The 15,792-nt window shown below is 46.6% G+C and carries 14 protein-coding genes and 1 tRNA gene; 7 read left to right on the forward strand and 8 right to left on the reverse strand.

Annotated elements, in window-relative coordinates; all coding sequences use genetic code 11:
• Positions 1 to 53: 53 nt before the first annotated feature.
• Both B5D48_RS06960 and B5D48_RS06965 read right to left on the reverse strand, forming a co-directional pair.
• Positions 54 to 716, reverse strand: a complete 663-nt coding sequence (locus tag B5D48_RS06960) for a YiiX/YebB-like N1pC/P60 family cysteine hydrolase (RefSeq protein ID WP_023936701.1) — start codon at positions 714 to 716, stop codon at positions 54 to 56.
• 108 nt (positions 717 to 824) lie between these two features.
• Positions 825 to 1,205 (reverse strand): hypothetical protein, encoded by a 381-nt coding sequence (locus tag B5D48_RS06965; RefSeq protein ID WP_023936702.1) that lies wholly within the window; start codon positions 1,203 to 1,205, stop codon positions 825 to 827.
• A gap of 398 nt (positions 1,206 to 1,603) precedes the next feature.
• Here B5D48_RS06965 and B5D48_RS06970 point away from each other — a divergent pair, with 398 nt between their 5' ends.
• The 3 genes from B5D48_RS06970 (at position 1,604) to B5D48_RS06985 (ending at position 4,817) form a co-directional block, all read left to right on the forward strand.
• Complete coding sequence (locus B5D48_RS06970) at positions 1,604 to 2,176, forward strand: sigma-70 family RNA polymerase sigma factor (RefSeq protein ID WP_023936703.1); 573 nt, start codon at positions 1,604 to 1,606, stop codon at positions 2,174 to 2,176.
• A gap of 364 nt (positions 2,177 to 2,540) precedes the next feature.
• Complete coding sequence (gene rpe / locus B5D48_RS06980; RefSeq protein WP_023938742.1) at positions 2,541 to 3,197, forward strand: ribulose-phosphate 3-epimerase; 657 nt, start codon at positions 2,541 to 2,543, stop codon at positions 3,195 to 3,197.
• A 3-nt stretch (positions 3,198 to 3,200) separates the two neighbouring features.
• Positions 3,201 to 4,817 carry a ComEC/Rec2 family competence protein gene (locus tag B5D48_RS06985; RefSeq protein WP_023938740.1) on the forward strand — a complete coding sequence of 539 codons (1,617 nt, stop codon included), beginning with the start codon at positions 3,201 to 3,203 and terminating at the stop codon, positions 4,815 to 4,817.
• Here the strand turns inward: B5D48_RS06985 and B5D48_RS06990 are convergent.
• From B5D48_RS06990 to B5D48_RS07005, 4 genes are all read right to left on the reverse strand, one after another.
• The gene (locus B5D48_RS06990; RefSeq protein ID WP_042120627.1) at positions 4,732 to 5,292 is read right to left on the reverse strand and encodes a shikimate kinase; all 561 of its coding nucleotides are present in this window, start codon (positions 5,290 to 5,292) and stop codon (positions 4,732 to 4,734) included. The two genes, B5D48_RS06985 and B5D48_RS06990, sit on opposite strands and share 86 nt — an antisense overlap.
• A 33-nt stretch (positions 5,293 to 5,325) precedes the next feature.
• Positions 5,326 to 7,371, reverse strand: coding sequence for an HD family phosphohydrolase (locus tag B5D48_RS06995; RefSeq protein WP_023938738.1), 2,046 nt, complete (start codon positions 7,369 to 7,371; stop codon positions 5,326 to 5,328).
• Positions 7,372 to 7,829: 458 nt separating this feature from the next.
• Positions 7,830 to 10,019: a leucine-rich repeat protein gene (locus B5D48_RS07000; RefSeq protein WP_023938734.1), complete on the reverse strand. Its 2,190-nt coding sequence runs from the start codon at positions 10,017 to 10,019 to the stop codon at positions 7,830 to 7,832.
• A gap of 24 nt (positions 10,020 to 10,043) precedes the next feature.
• Complete coding sequence (locus tag B5D48_RS07005) at positions 10,044 to 11,747, reverse strand: T9SS type A sorting domain-containing protein (RefSeq protein WP_023938732.1); 1,704 nt, start codon at positions 11,745 to 11,747, stop codon at positions 10,044 to 10,046.
• A 356-nt stretch (positions 11,748 to 12,103) separates the two neighbouring features.
• Between B5D48_RS07005 and B5D48_RS07010 the strand changes: the two genes are divergently transcribed.
• Positions 12,104 to 12,187 (forward strand) — tRNA-Leu (locus B5D48_RS07010).
• A gap of 146 nt (positions 12,188 to 12,333) precedes the next feature.
• Here the strand turns inward: B5D48_RS07010 and B5D48_RS07015 are convergent.
• Complete coding sequence (locus tag B5D48_RS07015; RefSeq protein ID WP_023938727.1) at positions 12,334 to 12,675, reverse strand: hypothetical protein; 342 nt, start codon at positions 12,673 to 12,675, stop codon at positions 12,334 to 12,336.
• Positions 12,676 to 12,837: 162 nt separating this feature from the next.
• The gene (locus B5D48_RS07020; protein ID WP_023938725.1) at positions 12,838 to 13,308 is read right to left on the reverse strand and encodes a hypothetical protein; all 471 of its coding nucleotides are present in this window, start codon (positions 13,306 to 13,308) and stop codon (positions 12,838 to 12,840) included.
• A 739-nt stretch (positions 13,309 to 14,047) separates the two neighbouring features.
• Between B5D48_RS07020 and dtd the strand changes: the two genes are divergently transcribed.
• The 3 genes from dtd to deoC are packed head-to-tail and all read left to right on the forward strand — an operon-like array spanning position 14,048 to position 15,756.
• Positions 14,048 to 14,500, forward strand: coding sequence for a D-aminoacyl-tRNA deacylase (gene dtd / locus B5D48_RS07025; RefSeq protein WP_023938724.1), 453 nt, complete (start codon positions 14,048 to 14,050; stop codon positions 14,498 to 14,500).
• A gap of 59 nt (positions 14,501 to 14,559) precedes the next feature.
• The gene (locus B5D48_RS07030) at positions 14,560 to 14,871 is read left to right on the forward strand and encodes a nucleotide pyrophosphohydrolase (RefSeq protein ID WP_143742823.1); all 312 of its coding nucleotides are present in this window, start codon (positions 14,560 to 14,562) and stop codon (positions 14,869 to 14,871) included.
• Between the two features lie 24 nt (positions 14,872 to 14,895).
• The gene (deoC, locus tag B5D48_RS07035; protein ID WP_023938720.1) at positions 14,896 to 15,756 is read left to right on the forward strand and encodes a deoxyribose-phosphate aldolase; all 861 of its coding nucleotides are present in this window, start codon (positions 14,896 to 14,898) and stop codon (positions 15,754 to 15,756) included.
• The last annotated feature ends 36 nt before the right edge of the window (positions 15,757 to 15,792 follow it).

Genomic DNA, 15,792 nt, shown 5'->3' on the forward strand with positions numbered 1-15,792 from the left:
CTGTCGCCGTGGTACAACAAACTTTATATCCAAAAAGGTGGACACTCAATCTATCAAAGCTCTGCGGAGGCAAACCACAGAAGGCGACAGCCGGGTAGGTTCAACAAGTCATCCACTCCATAGGTCTTATGTCCTTGCCAAGATGCACTGCGAGCTATCGTGTCGATAGAAGAGTTCAGCAGACAACGAGCCACAAATTCCGTGCAGTAGAGTGTTTCGTCGCTATCCGAATCGAAATTGTAGTCGAAAGGCTTTTTACAAGCCAAGTAATCTTTAGCTTGAGCCAAGATTCTTTCTCGATCCTTAGTACTGAGACTATCCAGCCGATAAATGCCGACATTGGCCGAAGCCATCATGAAGCTATCCAATGGCTCTCGGCATGCGCCATAGTGTCCGGCAGAGGCATAATCTTCGCAGTGATAAACAAAAGACCGCCCCGAAGAGTCGATACCGATCACTCCAACATGGCTGTACAGATGACTCTCGGAAGCCCAGTCCCGAAAGAGCTTGGAGTACCAGGCTCGCCCTAATCTAAACACCAAATCTCCGGTCCGAAGCTCCAACGAGTCGGGAATGGCTATTTCCATTCCTCCGGATTTGTCTTTGCAAGCTGGTAGCAGGCTACAAAGCAGCAATGTGCACAGGATGAATATATAGGAGGGGCGGGGGAGAGATATATTTGTATGATGAGAATTCTTGTCTTTTGTGTCTGTCATTATCCTCTCTTTTTTGAGGGAGTATCCCAAAGAGAAACAGTCCCATAAATCGATAGGATACGATCTATGGGACTGCTTATAATTACGATAAAGGCTTCTTCTTACCGATTACTTCTTGTTATCCACAAGCCATTTGCCGTCTTTCAGGATCACTTGAGAAACTGTAGTGTCTCCTTCGGCATTGATATACTTCACCCAGCCGGCTTCCTTGCCCACGCTGTCTTCCAAAGCCTGAAAGGTGTACTCCTCTTTATTTTCGTTCTTCATCAGGGAATCGATACCCGGCACTGAATTGAAAGACTGTGCAAGGTCTACCAATTTCTTGGCATCTTCGGAGCAATACTCTTTGGCCTTGTCGTACTCTCTCTTGTACATGCACTCTTCAAAATTCTTTACTGCCTCTCTGGCCTTGTCGGAATTGCTCTCCGAACTACAGCCGGCAAACAACAAGCTTACACACGCAACGGCTGTAAAAACAAATTTCTTCATCTTTCTACTGAGATAAATTTTAGTATCACTTCCCCGTCACGTTATAGCCAAGGAGAGGGAAGCATGTCTCCACTGGCACATCTCGGACTTTCGACAAAGGTATATATTCTTTATTAACAGCAAAACCGCAACTCTATAGCTCTCTTTACACAGATGTCGTACTCCTTTTTTCCGACCTTTTGAGCCCTTTGTACGAGCTTCAAATGGCAATTACAACTTGTCACTTGGTTGACTTTGCAGAATGCGACAATTTCAAGGCACCGTTCCTCATACTCTTAGAGCCTCATTTGCATATTTATTCGATTAGGTATACTTTCGCTGAAGTACAAACCGCAAAAACATTTCTGCCTATAGGATAGACATTACCTTCTGAGTAAAAACAACAAAGCAGAAAAGCTATGACTGAATATGCTAAGCTGACCGACGATCAGCTTGTACGTATGTACACAGAAGGAGATGCCAAGGCGTTCGATGCTTTGCTCGATCGCTACGATGCGGTAGTCCACACCTACATCCGATTCTCCATAAGCGATACCGATATAGCAGAGGATATCTTTCAGGATACCTTTGTGAAAGTGATCATGACGCTCAAACGTGGGTTATACACAGCTGAGGGCAAGTTCAAAGCCTGGTTGCTGCGTATCGCGCACAACCTGATCATGGATCATTACAGACGGGAAAAGACTGACCTCAAGTGGCAAGCCCCACGAGAGGAAAGCCGAGACCCGCTGGAGCTTATCGGCTGCGAAGAGCCCAATGCCGAGGAAAAAATAAGTCACCGGGAGCAACTCAGCGAACTGTATATGCTGCTCACCCGGCTGCCTATGGAGCAGCGAGAAGTGCTCATGCTGCGTTATTGGCAGGATATGAGTTTCAAAGAGATTGCCGATCATACCGGTGTAAGTATCAATACCGCTCTGGGGCGTATGCGCTATGCCCTGATCAATCTCAGACGAATGGCAGTGGGATGAGGAAAATCTGCGGCCGGTAGCAATAAATAGGCGTCACTTGTCGTTGTTATGGCGGGAGGGAGGTTGTGCTGCCTGTCTCTTTGTGGATGTAGCTCCTTGCCTCCCTCTTGTCAAAGACATTCAAAGAAACGAGCCTATGAAAAAAAGTTACTCTTTTGCGGATGAGTCTCCACTCACCATCTTATTGAAATCCGAGAGCGAGCGATGCTCGGCGAGACACTTGGCTACACTCTCGACCTTGCGGCATCTGGCCAGGATATTGTAAATTTGCAGCAATAGATCACCAGCTCCACAAAGACAACTCCCTCGGGGGTACAGTGGACTTTTGTGGGGTGGTCTTCTCTCTAAAATTATTGTTGCAACAATGAATACTATTGTATCTCCCTCTCTTCTCTCAGCTGATTTTCTGCATCTGGCGCAAGATGTGGAGATGGTCAATCGCAGTCGGGCGCAGTGGCTGCACATAGATGTGATGGATGGAGTCTTTGTCCCTAACCTTTCTTTTGGCTTCCCCATACTGGAGGCTATTGCGCCTATCGTAAAGAAGCCCTTGGATGTGCATCTGATGATTGTAGAGCCGATGAAATTTGTCGATCGATTGGCCGAATTGGGAGTACACATCATGAATGTCCACTACGAAGTCAGCCCCCATTTACATCGCTCTCTTACTGCTATTCGGAAGGCCGGGATGAAATCGGCCGTAACACTCAACCCTCATACTCCCGTGTCGGTGGTAGAGGATGTGTTGGAAGAATTGGATATGGTATTGCTGATGAGTGTAAATCCCGGTTATGGTGGACAGAAATTTATCGAACATAGTGTTGAGAAAGTACAACGCCTCCGAGAAATGATAGACAAACGCCAACTGTCTACACTTATCGAAGTGGATGGCGGAGTCAATCAACAGACAGGAGCCAGACTGGTGGCTGCTGGGGCCGATGCGCTTGTGGCTGGTAGCTATGTGTTTGGTCATGCCGACCCTTTGACAGCTATTTCCGGTCTTTGTGATCTGAAACGATAAAACATGAAGCCGACAGATCGGCAAATCGGGCTCTTGCCTTATGAACTTAGCCGGCGTCCAGCGGTGGGGATTGCCCTCCCTCTGGTCGCCGGCATTTTTATGTCCGGTCGGCTACAATCTTCGATACCACTTATCGCCCTCTTCCTCATCAGCCTATTGCTCATGGGGCTGGCATACAGCCCACTGCTCCGAGGTGGTAATCCCTTGGCCAGGCAGTTGGCACGGAGTTTCTCCGCTTTTTTCTTTTGTCTTTTCATTGGAGCTTTTCCGGCTTACACAAGACTGAGATCGGTAGATCCTTACACGCAAGAGCAGTCAATCAAGGCTCTTGTCCGGATAGAATCGCCAGCTTCCGACAGAGGGAGCAATTATCGCTATCGAGCACGGATCTATACTGTTGGATCTACCAAAAGAGATAGCCTTTGGCAGGGAGCCGATATTTTGCTCTACCAATCCAAATCCGTAGAGGATGCACAGGAATGGATCCCTGGTAGTCTGGTAAAGACAACATTGCAGCTTGTGCCGGTGTCGCAACTCCTTCTACAAGACGAAAGAAAAGGATTTGCACATTACCTCCTCTCTCACTCTTGTGTTGCTACCGGCTATAGCGGAAATGCGGCTGAGCTGGTTGGCCTCGATTCTTCTGCCCTCTCTCAAAAAATCTTTCATGTAAACAGAAAAATGCGTGCCACTCTGGCTACGCTCGGCTTGCCGACACAAGAAGAGGCAGCCCTATCGGCTATGTTACTTGGTCGGAATTTGAGTAGGGGAAAAGAATCGCAGAGACTGTACCAACAGTATGCAGAGGCCGGAGCTGCTCACTTATTGGCCGTGAGTGGATTTCATTTGGGGGTTGTGGTTGGATTGGTATTGCTGCTTACCTATCCGCTGAGGCGTATCTCTTATGGCCGTGTTTTCTCCGATCTGTTGCTTTTGGTCGTTGCCTGGGCCTTTGCCCTTGTAACCGGAGCTGCCTCTTCTACCTTGCGAGCAGCTCTGATGCTCTCTTTTGTCTTATTGGGACGATGGATGTACAGAGAGACCGACAGCATGAATATGCTTGCAGCTTCAGCTTTGGTATTACTCCTATACAATCCCTTCTATGTGTATGATGTGGGATTTTGTTTGAGCTATGTATCCGTATTTTCGATTTTGCTCTTTTTCCCTCTTTTGCAGAGACTTCTACCCGATCTGCGCAATCCTCTTCTGCGCTATCTGTGGTCATTCTTTGCGATCGCAGTAGCTGTGCAGCCACTGAGTTTGCCTCTCTGTCTTTACTACTTTGGTCATGGAGCAGCCATTTCAGTTTTGACCAATATCCCTCTGGGTATTTTGGCAAGTTTGCTTATTCCGTTAGCCTTGATTTATGTTCTTTGGAATTTGACAGGAATAGGGGGAGCTTCTCTTCTGACAGAACCGATACGCCTGCTATCTTCGGCCAATAGCTATCTGTTGGAAAGGATAGAATTGGCTACTCTCCCGAGCATTGACTATCGCCCACAGCTGTGGCTCCTTTTCCTGCTGTGGGGGCTTTTTATTGTTGCGGCTCTTTATTGGCGTAGATTCTTAGCTCTGCGGCAATCTGTGTGGCAAGACGGCGTTCATCGCTATCAGTCATAAGTGTATCGGCCGGAGCTACAAGTTTGGCTGTATCGTAGATAGGGGCGCGCACGGCCATTGCTTCGACCACGTGATGTAGCAAAACATCTCCCTTCTTGCCTTTGACTGATGGGCGAGTCCCTCCGCATAATTCGAGCCGTTTAGCCAAGATCTCATTGGTCACTTTGAGGTAGACAGTAATACCGGTATCGTTCATCAGCTGCATATTGTTGTGAAAACAAGGCAGTCCTCCTCCGGTGGCAATCACAGCATTGGTCATCCCCGATAGCTCCTCGATCACGACCTTTTCTCTTCGCCTGAATACTTCTTCCCCTACCGAAGCAAACATATCCTGTACCCTTTGCCGAAAACGGTTCTCTATAAAAAAGTCTGTATCGATAAAGCGGAAGCCGAGTATATCGGCCAGATAGCGTCCGACGGTACTTTTGCCGGAGCCCATATACCCCACGAGATAGATCGGTTCGTTGCCCAACATGGAAACAGAGTTGTGATAATCGGTTTGTGCAGACTAAGCCCTTTTCTCCGGGTAGGCGATCCGGGTATGATAGATTGTTTTGAGCTTTTCGTAGAATACATCTTTCGCTTTCTTGATGTCTCGGAATGTGATCGGAGCATCGCTCAAGAGTCCTTCCTCTACAATGCTGTCCACAATACGATCTATCAGGTTGCGTATGTTTTCTTCTGTGTACTCTTTGAGACTTCTGCTGGAGGCTTCTACCGCATCGGCCATCATCACAATGGCTGTTTCCTTGCTAAACGGATTTGGGCCAGGGTAGGTAAAAGGAGCCGGGTCTACCTCTATGCCGGGATGTTCATTGCAATAGCTATTGTAGAAATACTTGGTCTTACCTTCTCCGTGGTGAGTCCGGATAAAATCGATAACCTGATCGGGCAATTTATATTTCTGGGCCATTGCTATACCATCCGTGACATGGCGGATAATGATACGGGCACTTTCGTCGTACGAAAGGCTTTCATGTGGATTGCTGCCCCCTTGGTTTTCGGTGAAGTATTGCGGATTGCGCATTTTACCAATGTCGTGGTAGAGAGCTCCGGTGCGAGTCAGAGCTGCATCGGCATCGATCTTGATAGCAGCTTCGGTAGCCAGGATAGATACCTGGAAGGAGTGTTGAAATGTGCCCGGAGCTCGCTCGGACAGCTCTTTGAGCAAGGGCGAATTCATATCGCCCAGCTCCACAAGGCTGATGATTGAGACATAGCCGAATAGACGTTCTATGATGTAGATGAGCAGATAGGAGAAGGTCAGGAAAATCAGGTTGATACCGAAGTAGATGATATGCGTCCAGTTGTCAGCTGTTAGACCTCCATGCTGCCAGAAAGCCAATGCAAAATAGGTGAGCAGATAGGTGACGAAGATCAGGAATGTGGCGCGGATGAGGTCTACACGAGAACGAAGCGAGCGTAGGGAGAAAATTCCCGTCATACCGGCTAACATCTGCAAGACAATAAATTCATATTGGAAGGGTACAAAGAGAGCTGCCGACAGCACGCAGACAATATGAGCAAAGAGGGCTGTGCGTGAGTCGAAGAAAGTACGCACCACTAAGGGCAGGATAGCGAAAGGAATGATGTAGAGGTTGAATAGATCCAGCCGGATATTGATCACAGTCACGACAACGAGGAAGAGCAGCAGAGAGACAAACAGTATCACGTTGCGCCTGTGTGCGAGGAAGTGGACCCGGAAGATCCACAGATAGAGCCAAAAAGCGATGAAGAACATCGCAATTAAGGCGAAAGTAGCCAGAGAAATGACAATCCGATCGCTTACCGCAGCTCTGGACTGGTACTCTATCTTGAACGAATTAAGCACATTGTATATCCTGGCATCTACAATCTCCCCCTTGTCCACAATACGTTCTCCGGTCTGAACAATTCCGGTCGATACGGAGATCTTCCGCAACTCCTCATCCATCACATTGCTGCTCATATCGGAGTTGAAGGCCACATTCACTCTCAACAAAGAAGACAGGTCGAAACTATTGATCACTTCTTTGCTCAATTGCTCGGGAGTCCCATCTATGATTTTGTAGTAAGCTTCCTTCAGGGTGTAGAAATAAGAAATGGGTGTACGCTCTGCCACTTTTGTTTCCGAGTTGCTGAGCATGACTTCCAGCTTTCCGTTGGCTCTCAGATTTTCTTTTTCGGCCTCATCCATCATACCATTGTGGTACAACTCGTTCAGCTGTTTTTCCACATAAGAGTAGTAAGCCGGGGGCAACTGTTTGGCATACCGTTCCTTAAACTCATTCTTCCAATGCTCCAGAGCTGTATCAAGCAAATCCATACGCAGGTTGTAGTAGGGCAGTTGACGCTCACACAAGCTGTCTTGCTCTTCTTTGATTGCCTCTTTTGTTTTCAAAATAGGAATGTCGTATGGGGCTGTCAGCAAGTCGTATGCCCAAGGTTTTCCTTCAAAGAAAGTATACTTGAATTTCTGTTCGCTTGGAGCCAGCAGAGTAATCAGCAGGGCAGCCCCGAGAAGGATTAGCAGGGATTGTATATGCTTGTCCGGTCTTATGTTGAAGGGGTTCATTGCTTCTATATCGTGTATGGAGTGTGTATACCTGAGACCGACGTGTACTGAAAAAAGTAGACAGTCGGGGATTGATAATTCAACACAGGGTTTACACTGTTTTGGGTTGTTGCTAATTAGGATTGACACACATCTCCTTTGAGGAGACACGGGCTGTCATCTCCCAAAATTAGCTCTTTGTTTCGATGTGACCCATTGGTATAGCTCGGAGGAGGTTTCGGAGCGTCCTCCTTTAGGGGCCTTTCTATCACAGAGGACCAGGCTCGAATGTCGAAAATAATGCAGTGAGTGTTTGCGTTATGCAGCAGTTCTCTTTGGGCAAAAGAAGAGGGGGAGAGGCTGCATCCTATATGTAGGTCTGCATCTCTCCCCCCCCTCTCTTGTTTGTTTTAATCTCGTATTTGAGAGACTAAAAAGCTATAAATCGGTTTTCTTTCTGTTTGATTGCGCCCGATGAATCACAGTAGTTTGATGCTGTGTGTCCCTACTTGTAAGATTAGGACTGTTTCCTGTACATCGAATACCAGATCTCCCGAGGTAGGAGTAGCCCCTTTTTGGAGTAGGCTCCCCGAGAGGTTATACAGATAGTAGGGTATCCCTGCATTGAGGCCTGTGATCCTATATTGTGATCCTGTCTTTTTTATGGCAATCTGACAGCGATCCAGACTATCAATTCCGAGATAATCCGATGCTTTGACAATAGTCAGTTGGTTCCATTTCTCATCGGCCGTAAATGAGTCGAAAGCTGCATCAGGCACGACCAAGCTAATACCCTTCATCACCTTTGGGTCATCAATAAGACCTCTGAAAGTCTTGGGGTTGAACTTTGGAGCTGTTGTCCCTTTATATTCGGTCCAGTCGATTGTCTTGAGGGCAGTACAATCGCCAAACATGGACTCTCCCAAGAGAGGGATGGCTGGCAATTCAATCTTCTCAAGAGCTGTACACATATAGAAGGCATCATTCGTATTGGTGACGGAGACGCAGTCTTTCAGGTTATTCACCTGCTTGAGGGCAGTGGCGTTGGAGAAAGTATTCTCCAATGATGTGACGTTGCTACACCCAGCTAAGTCGATCGTCTCTAACGAGGTACAGAGCCAGAAGGCATCCTTCAGGTTCGAGAATTTCGCACACTCCTCCCGAGAGGGCATCTTGATTACTTTGAGAGCTTTGCAGCCCTTAAAGACTCCTGCATTAGAGATACCGACAGAGACATAGAGAGAGGTATTCTCTTTCAGAGTTATGGCACTCATATCAACCTCTTCGAGGGTATTGTTTCCCACAGGTGGGATACCGACATTATTACCCAAAGTGGTACTCAACTTGGAGAAGTCTGCTGTGCCCCAAGTGCCCGTAAGGATGATCTTTTTTGCTTTAGGCAGAGTTGACGGGATATTGTTTGCGTCGAAAGTCAGTTGCTCCTCTATATCATCATTCTTGACTCCTACGAGTATTGGTTTACTCTCGAAAGTCATGAACTCTTCCTCAACACAATTACCCAGCTCTCCTCCTCTATTTCTACCCCACGCATAGAGCTCGCCATTGTCAGCAAGAGCCATTGTGTAGGCCTGGCCAGACCCTATCATGGTGAAATTTAACCCTTGCTTGGGGAACAGTACTTCTACAGGCGTGTATTCCACAGGGATATCACTGGAGCTATTTGCTACGCCTTTGCCATCACCGAGTGCTCCATCTATATTCTTGCCCCAAGCGAAGATTTTGCTGGCCTTGTCTGCTTCTCCTACACCAATGATTTTGGCTTCGGCGCATCCTGAGATGAAGAGTACACGACCTTCTATAGCAGTAACTTGTCGAGGCGTTTTCACTGTATTGCCTTCTTGATCTAAGTTGAGGTTTAGCCCGAGGCTGTTGTTCTCGTTTTGTCCCCAAGTCCAGAGAGTGCCATCTTTTTTGACTGCATAAGAAGAGTTCTCTATGGCAAAGACTTTCTCCCAATTTGTCTCCATACCATACCTTGTGGGTACTTTGACATGCGTAGCCATATCGGCAAGAGAGTTGTGTTGATTCCATCCCCACATCCAAAGAGAACCATCATTTTTGATAGCCATGACATGCGATGCTCCGCAAGAGATCTGCGCCCAATCAGTGTCGTTCCCTATTTTCACAGGTTTGGATACATTCTTATACGCTCCGGTACCTAAGGCTCCGGTTTCTCCTTCACCCCAAGCCCAAAGAGTACCATTGGTCTTGATAGCAAAGGCGAAATAGCCGAAGAAATGAGAGGTAGCGACGACCTTCCAGTCGTTGTCGGTACCTATCTGTGTAGGCTTCTGGTGCGACTGTCCGTCTCCTACTCCCTGTGCTCCTTTGGAGTTGTCTCCCGTAGCCCAGAGAGTGCCATCGCTCTTAATGAAATAGGCTCGTGCTTGTCCGGCAGCAGCATAGACCCAGGTGCTACCGGGTTCTATTTGTGTGGGAGTGCTTACTTTTTCTTTTTCCTTGATGTTGATACCTAATTCACCACTCGAGTTCCAGCCCCAAGACCAGAGGGAACCCTCCTTGTCGATAGCATAGGTGCTACTTGCACCTGTTGTGACAAACTTCCACTGTCTTTCATCGGCATAGCTATTGATAGCAAGTAGTGTACCAGCTACAATCAGCGATAGTAGTTGAAATATTCTTCTCATAACATTATGAATTTGGTGTACTGATTATTGTTTGATGATTTTGATGCCAACGCCATTAGGACCCTTGACAAGGTATATTCCCATAGGCAAGGACAATAGGTCTATGAGAGTTTGCCCAGCCTCTATCTGCTGTGTAGCCACGATGGCTCCTCGGAGGTCGAAAATGCTCAGACTCCCTGCTTGTGCAGAGAACACTTGCAGCGCACCGCCTTCTTGCACATGTGCATCAAAAGAGTCGGCCGGTCTTACCTTTTCGACACCGTCGTCTATCGTCTCGGCGATACGCACAATGGGGCAAATAGCAAAGCTGCCGAACCCTCCCCCATAGTGGCTAATGGGGCGTAAGTAGTCTTCTTCACCCTTGAGCTTCCCAAAGGAATTGTGTGCCAATCTGTTGCTGGCTTGTACATCATCTAATTGCTTCCCTTTGACATCCATTAACAGGCAGAAATCCTCTGTCTTAGGATCATTGCTAAAGCCCTCGATAGAGATGAAGATAATTGGCTTGCCATTGAGGTCGAGCGGAGTCTCGAACTTGAATGAAGCCACAGCTCCTTCTGTAGTCAATGCCCATGCTCCATCCTCGCCATCAGCCTTGATATCCTCCATTTTCATAAAGGCGGCTTCTATGGGCAGGTAAGTGAAGGTAACATCATCGCTCGTGACTTTCGATAGCCATACGCGCATCAGGATTTTGGCTCCCTCTTTGAACTTCGTTGGCTTGTGATGTAGGTATACATTTACCCCATCCATATAGGCATCATCGGTACCGAACATAAAAAGGTTGCCAAAGCCTTCAATGTTCATGTTATTGGTGCCACCTACATAGCCTCCCACATCGGCTCCGCCCTCGTAATGGAGTGTCCCAAGTAGGTAGGTATCCTCCCACTTCCTCATATCTATCGTTGTCACTTCCGAGGTACCACCTACCTTCAGTTTCAGATCAGCCTTGTAAGACTCCGTCCCCTGCGCTGTGGTCACTTCCAGAGTAGGATAGTCGTAAATTCCCGGGGTGCTGTATTCAAAGTTCGCTTTTGCTCCCTCCTGAGGGCTGTTCTTGGCTCCGGGTGCAGTCCAGTGCCATGCTGTCGGAGTCCCGGTGGAAGATCCGATGAAAATGACCGGTTTGTCCGAAGAGGCCAATATATGTGCCCCTTGGTTGATCTCTTTGTGTTTTGTCAGTAGATTGCACACGGCTCTATTCTCCATACTATTCGTGCCAAGATTGCTCAGCACAGCCGGGTGCGCATAGGTCACACCGGTAGTGTTCCCCTTAGCTTCTCGGAGGTAAGAGATACTATCGGACTGGGGCACAGCATTGTTGCTATAACCCGAAACAAAAGAGGCGGGAGAAGCCTCGACAAAAAATGGCAGCGATACTCCTATGACCATGTGCATAGCGATGCTGCTCCACCTACTCGGTAAAATGTGTAGCATACTGGATTTGTGATAATGATTATGTACGACAAAGCCACCACCGGTGATAGATGATGGCGGAGAGAACATCGGCATACGTCCGACTATGAGCTTGGCGAGCTCATCGGCATAGTAGGAGAGTAGAGAGTATATACCAGATAATAGGGATAATAGATTAAAAATCAGAGTAATGAGGCTGTATTCCCCTCTTCCTGAAGAGAGATGGTAAAAGAGCCCATCAGCCTTGGAACCCGGCTTGGCAAGCCGGTTCCCGGTAGTGTCGCGGTGCAGTGTTGTTTCTCTGTGTTGCATAGTCTGCAATAAGAATTACCCTATCTATACAAACTCTGATCGTCCGTGAAGATGGGGAAAATAAGTTGATTCGACAAGTAGTTGAGGTGGCCACTTTGCCGATAGTCTGTGGGGTATGGAGATATTCTCTTATTAGTCACGAGGATAGCTCCTCGGGTACACTCTATTGGAGTTTTTCCGACGCAAAATCATAGAGAGCCGTATGTCAGGATTTGGTTTTGCCTCAGTCCTTTTTTGTTTGCCCATTGTATTGCTTTTATGACCCAATAAGACAGCCAGCATTGATTAAGGTACGGGTCTTGCAAAATATAGAAATATGCTTATCTTTGCACGCACGCCGATCAAAAAGGCTCATCGCCCGGATGGCGGAATTGGTAGACGCGTTGGTCTCAAACACCAATGATAGCAATATCGTGCCGGTTCGATCCCGGCTCCGGGCACGCTTGAAAAGGCTCCCTTTCCAACATAGGAAAGGGAGCCTTTTTGTTACCTTCTATCACATTCTTCGGCATACTCTGAAAGAATTCTTTTTTAGACCTCTTTGCACAGTCTCTTTTTTCACTTCATCAGCCTCTCGCTTGAGTGGCTACTCTTTTGTTAATTCCTCAATTTTATTCTGGAGTTTTTGATCCCAAATAAATTCTACATTGAATTTCCCTTCCGGAGTAACTGTAAATATGGCTTTGTTCCATTTATTTTTGTCGTTCTCCGCTGTCATTATAGCATTTAGCTCCTTTATATCCCTCATATTCTTGAAGCTATCCTGCAAAACTGTATTTTCGACCTCTCCATTGTCTGTCTGGTATTCCAAAAAGGTCTTAACCCCTCCGATGTATTTAATGTGCAAAGTAGCAGTAAGCCATTTGCATCCAATTGAATCGACAATTCTTTGGCCAATCCTGCTATAAATTTCCGATACTGTACTCATAATCTTTTCTTTATTGTCCTGCTGTACTGACTGAATAATTTCGAGAATTAGTCAGGCTTGTATTACAGCATACTCAAACTCTTTTGCTCCCCTTAAGCATATCTATGTCCATAGTGATAGTATGATTTATCTGGATGGAAGAAGTCTGTTTTTTGCAGGGACTTAGCTATGCGACTCCTGATCTTCAACAGAGAATTTGCTCCAGTCGATTGTTGCAGGATAGATCTGGCTCTTGATAGCTGTAATGAACAGGTTTTCTTTTTTTCTCAGTACAAAGGCTTTAACAACATGAAAAGGGGAAAATAAAACGTTGTTTGGAGCATGCCCTTGTATTACGGGGAATCCGTAATACAAGGAGTTGTCTTCCTTATCAAGATTACAAATCCATTTCCCTTGAAATTCTTTTCTGACCACTTCCCCCAGATATGCGGCACAATCGTTATACTCATCACTATCTACGGAAACATCATTTTGGACGATATATTTCTCGAGCTCGCATAGACTATCCAAACTCACATCCAAATAAATCCCTTTTCGTTTGGCTCTCAGTTGTAAGTTTTCCACATAATCGTCTACACAAGAAAGAAAGGTCTCAAATTTTTCCTCCAATATCTCCGAATTTAGATTTTGCATACCTATGACGCTTAATTAGTTCTCAAAACTAAGATATTTTGCCTCCAATAGTGCAGAGCCTGTACCATTTGCTTTTGGTGTATCCAAAAGATTGTTTCGGTAATCCCTTTGTTGGGTTTTGCAGAATGTGGTAATCTTGAGATATATCCAAGTCGATTGTTTTGTTTGTTTGTGTGTTGTTTTGTTTGTTTATGTGTTGTTTTGTTGCTTTTTCAAGGTGCTTTTTTGTTCGGATTGAAGGGTTTTTAGCCAGATTTTTCCCTCCCTTTTTGATGTTGAGAGGAACTGTTTTTTGCTAACACGGGAGAGAACGAAAATTCTCTCCTGAGGAAAAAATTGCTCTCTCCTGTGTTAGCAAAAAATCTCTCAGGAGAGAATTTTGACCCTCCCAGAATGCCCTATTCATCGGCATTCTGGGAGGTCAGTAAAAGCCCATAAAAGAGAAGTACATCCACTTGTTTCTATGGCCTATTTTTCTTCCGTTTTTTCTGGTTTTTGTTGAGAATAGAATTTACAAAGTTTGTCAATCTAAGTCGCGGAAAATGACAGCTCTTTTCGAGATTGCTGCGGAATAAAATCTCTCATTATACAAAACCTTCATACCGATTCTGTTGGGGCTCTATGCAGTGAGGCATATTTTGAGGCTTATTTCAAACCTGTTGTCTCAATAGAGGATAAACCCTCCTCCAATCCAAGTAAATAGAAACGTTTACCTTTGCAGAACCGAATAAACTAAGCCATGAGAATAGTTGTGCAAAGAGTGTCCCATGCCCAAGTCTGTGTGGAGGGTAATGAGGTGGGGCGTATAGGTCACGGGTTGCTGGTACTGATAGGCATAGAAGATGCCGACAGACAGACCGATGCTGATGCTTTGGCCGAAAAATTGGTCAAGCTAAGGATATTCGATGACGAGCGAGGTGTTATGAATCTTTCCCTGCTTGATACGCACGGAGAAATGCTTGTCGTGAGCCAGTTTACGCTTATGGCCTCCACAAGGAAGGGAAATCGACCATCTTACATTCGAGCTTCCCGTCCGGAGTTTGCGATCCCTCTTTACGAATACTTTTGCCAACGCTGTACAGAACTTCTCGCCCGACCAGTGGCCACGGGGCAATTCGGAGCTGATATGCAGGTTAGCCTCTGCAATGATGGCCCGGTAACAATCCTTTTAGACACTCATACAGACTTATGAACAACCCCGATACACAGTCTTTGCCCCAAGGGCAAGAGCCGGAGATAGGCATCCGAGAGATGCAAGCTCTGGTGGATCAGTGGATCAGGACCTATGGGCAACGCTATTTTCACCAGCTGACAAACATGGCAATCCTGACTGAGGAGGTGGGTGAGGTGGCCAGGCTCATGGCTCGGATATATGGTGAACAGTCTCTGAAAGAAGGTGAAGATCCTCGGGCTTTGGCAGACGAGATGGCCGATGTGATGTGGGTCTTGCTTTGTCTGGCCAACCAGTGTGGTATAGATATGAGTGATGCCCTGCGAGCTAATATGCAGAAAAAGACCTCTCGAGACATTGAGCGGCACAAGAATAACCCGAAACTTAGATAACGAATAAATATTTCAAACTGAATTATGAGTAAATACGACGAGGCTTTTGCCAAATTTGAGTCAATGACAGACGAGGCTGTAAAGACCGCTGTAGACAAAATCGTATCCGAGAACTACGATAAGTACAATACGAAAGAAGTGATGAAATTCCTCATTGGAACGATAGACTTGACAAGTCTGAATGGAGCTGATACGGAGGAGCACATTGCACGTTTTGTACAACCGGTAAACGACAAAGATGGACAAGACCCCACGATCCCCTCTGTGGCAGCTATTTGTGTCTATCCCAACTTTGTCAAGACCGTGCGCGAGACCCTCACGGCTGGAGGTGTGCGTGTGGCTTGTGTGAGTGGATGTTTCCCGGCTTCGCAAAGTTTTATCGAAGTCAAGTTGGCTGAGACATCGCTGGCCGTACGTGACGGAGCCGATGAAGTGGATATTGTGCTCAATATGGGAGCATTCTTGTCTGACGACTACGAAACGGCCGCTAATGAGATAGAAGAGCAAAAGACAGCTTGCCGGAATGCACATCTCAAAGTGATTTTGGAGACAGGGGCACTCAAGACTGCCGAACTCATTCGCAAGGCTTCGATCCTTTCGCTCTTCTCCGGCGCGGACTTTATCAAGACTTCTACTGGCAAAGAATATCCCGGAGCCAGCCTTGAGGCTGCCTATGTGATGTGTTCGGTACTTAAGCAATATTACCAGCTGTATGGCAAACGCTGTGGGGTGAAATTCTCCGGTGGTATCCGTTCGGCTGAAGAGGCTGTGAAGTATTATGCTATTGTTCGTGAGGTGTTGGGCGAAGAATGGCTCACTCCGGAATTGATGCGTATCGGAGCCAGCAGCCTGCTTGGTAATCTGGAAAAAGCCATTGCCGGCTGAGACTCCTGATAACCCGGATCAAAGGTTCCCACAATA

Source organism: Porphyromonas crevioricanis (genome assembly GCF_900167225.1).
Lineage (GTDB): Bacteria > Bacteroidota > Bacteroidia > Bacteroidales > Porphyromonadaceae > Porphyromonas > Porphyromonas crevioricanis.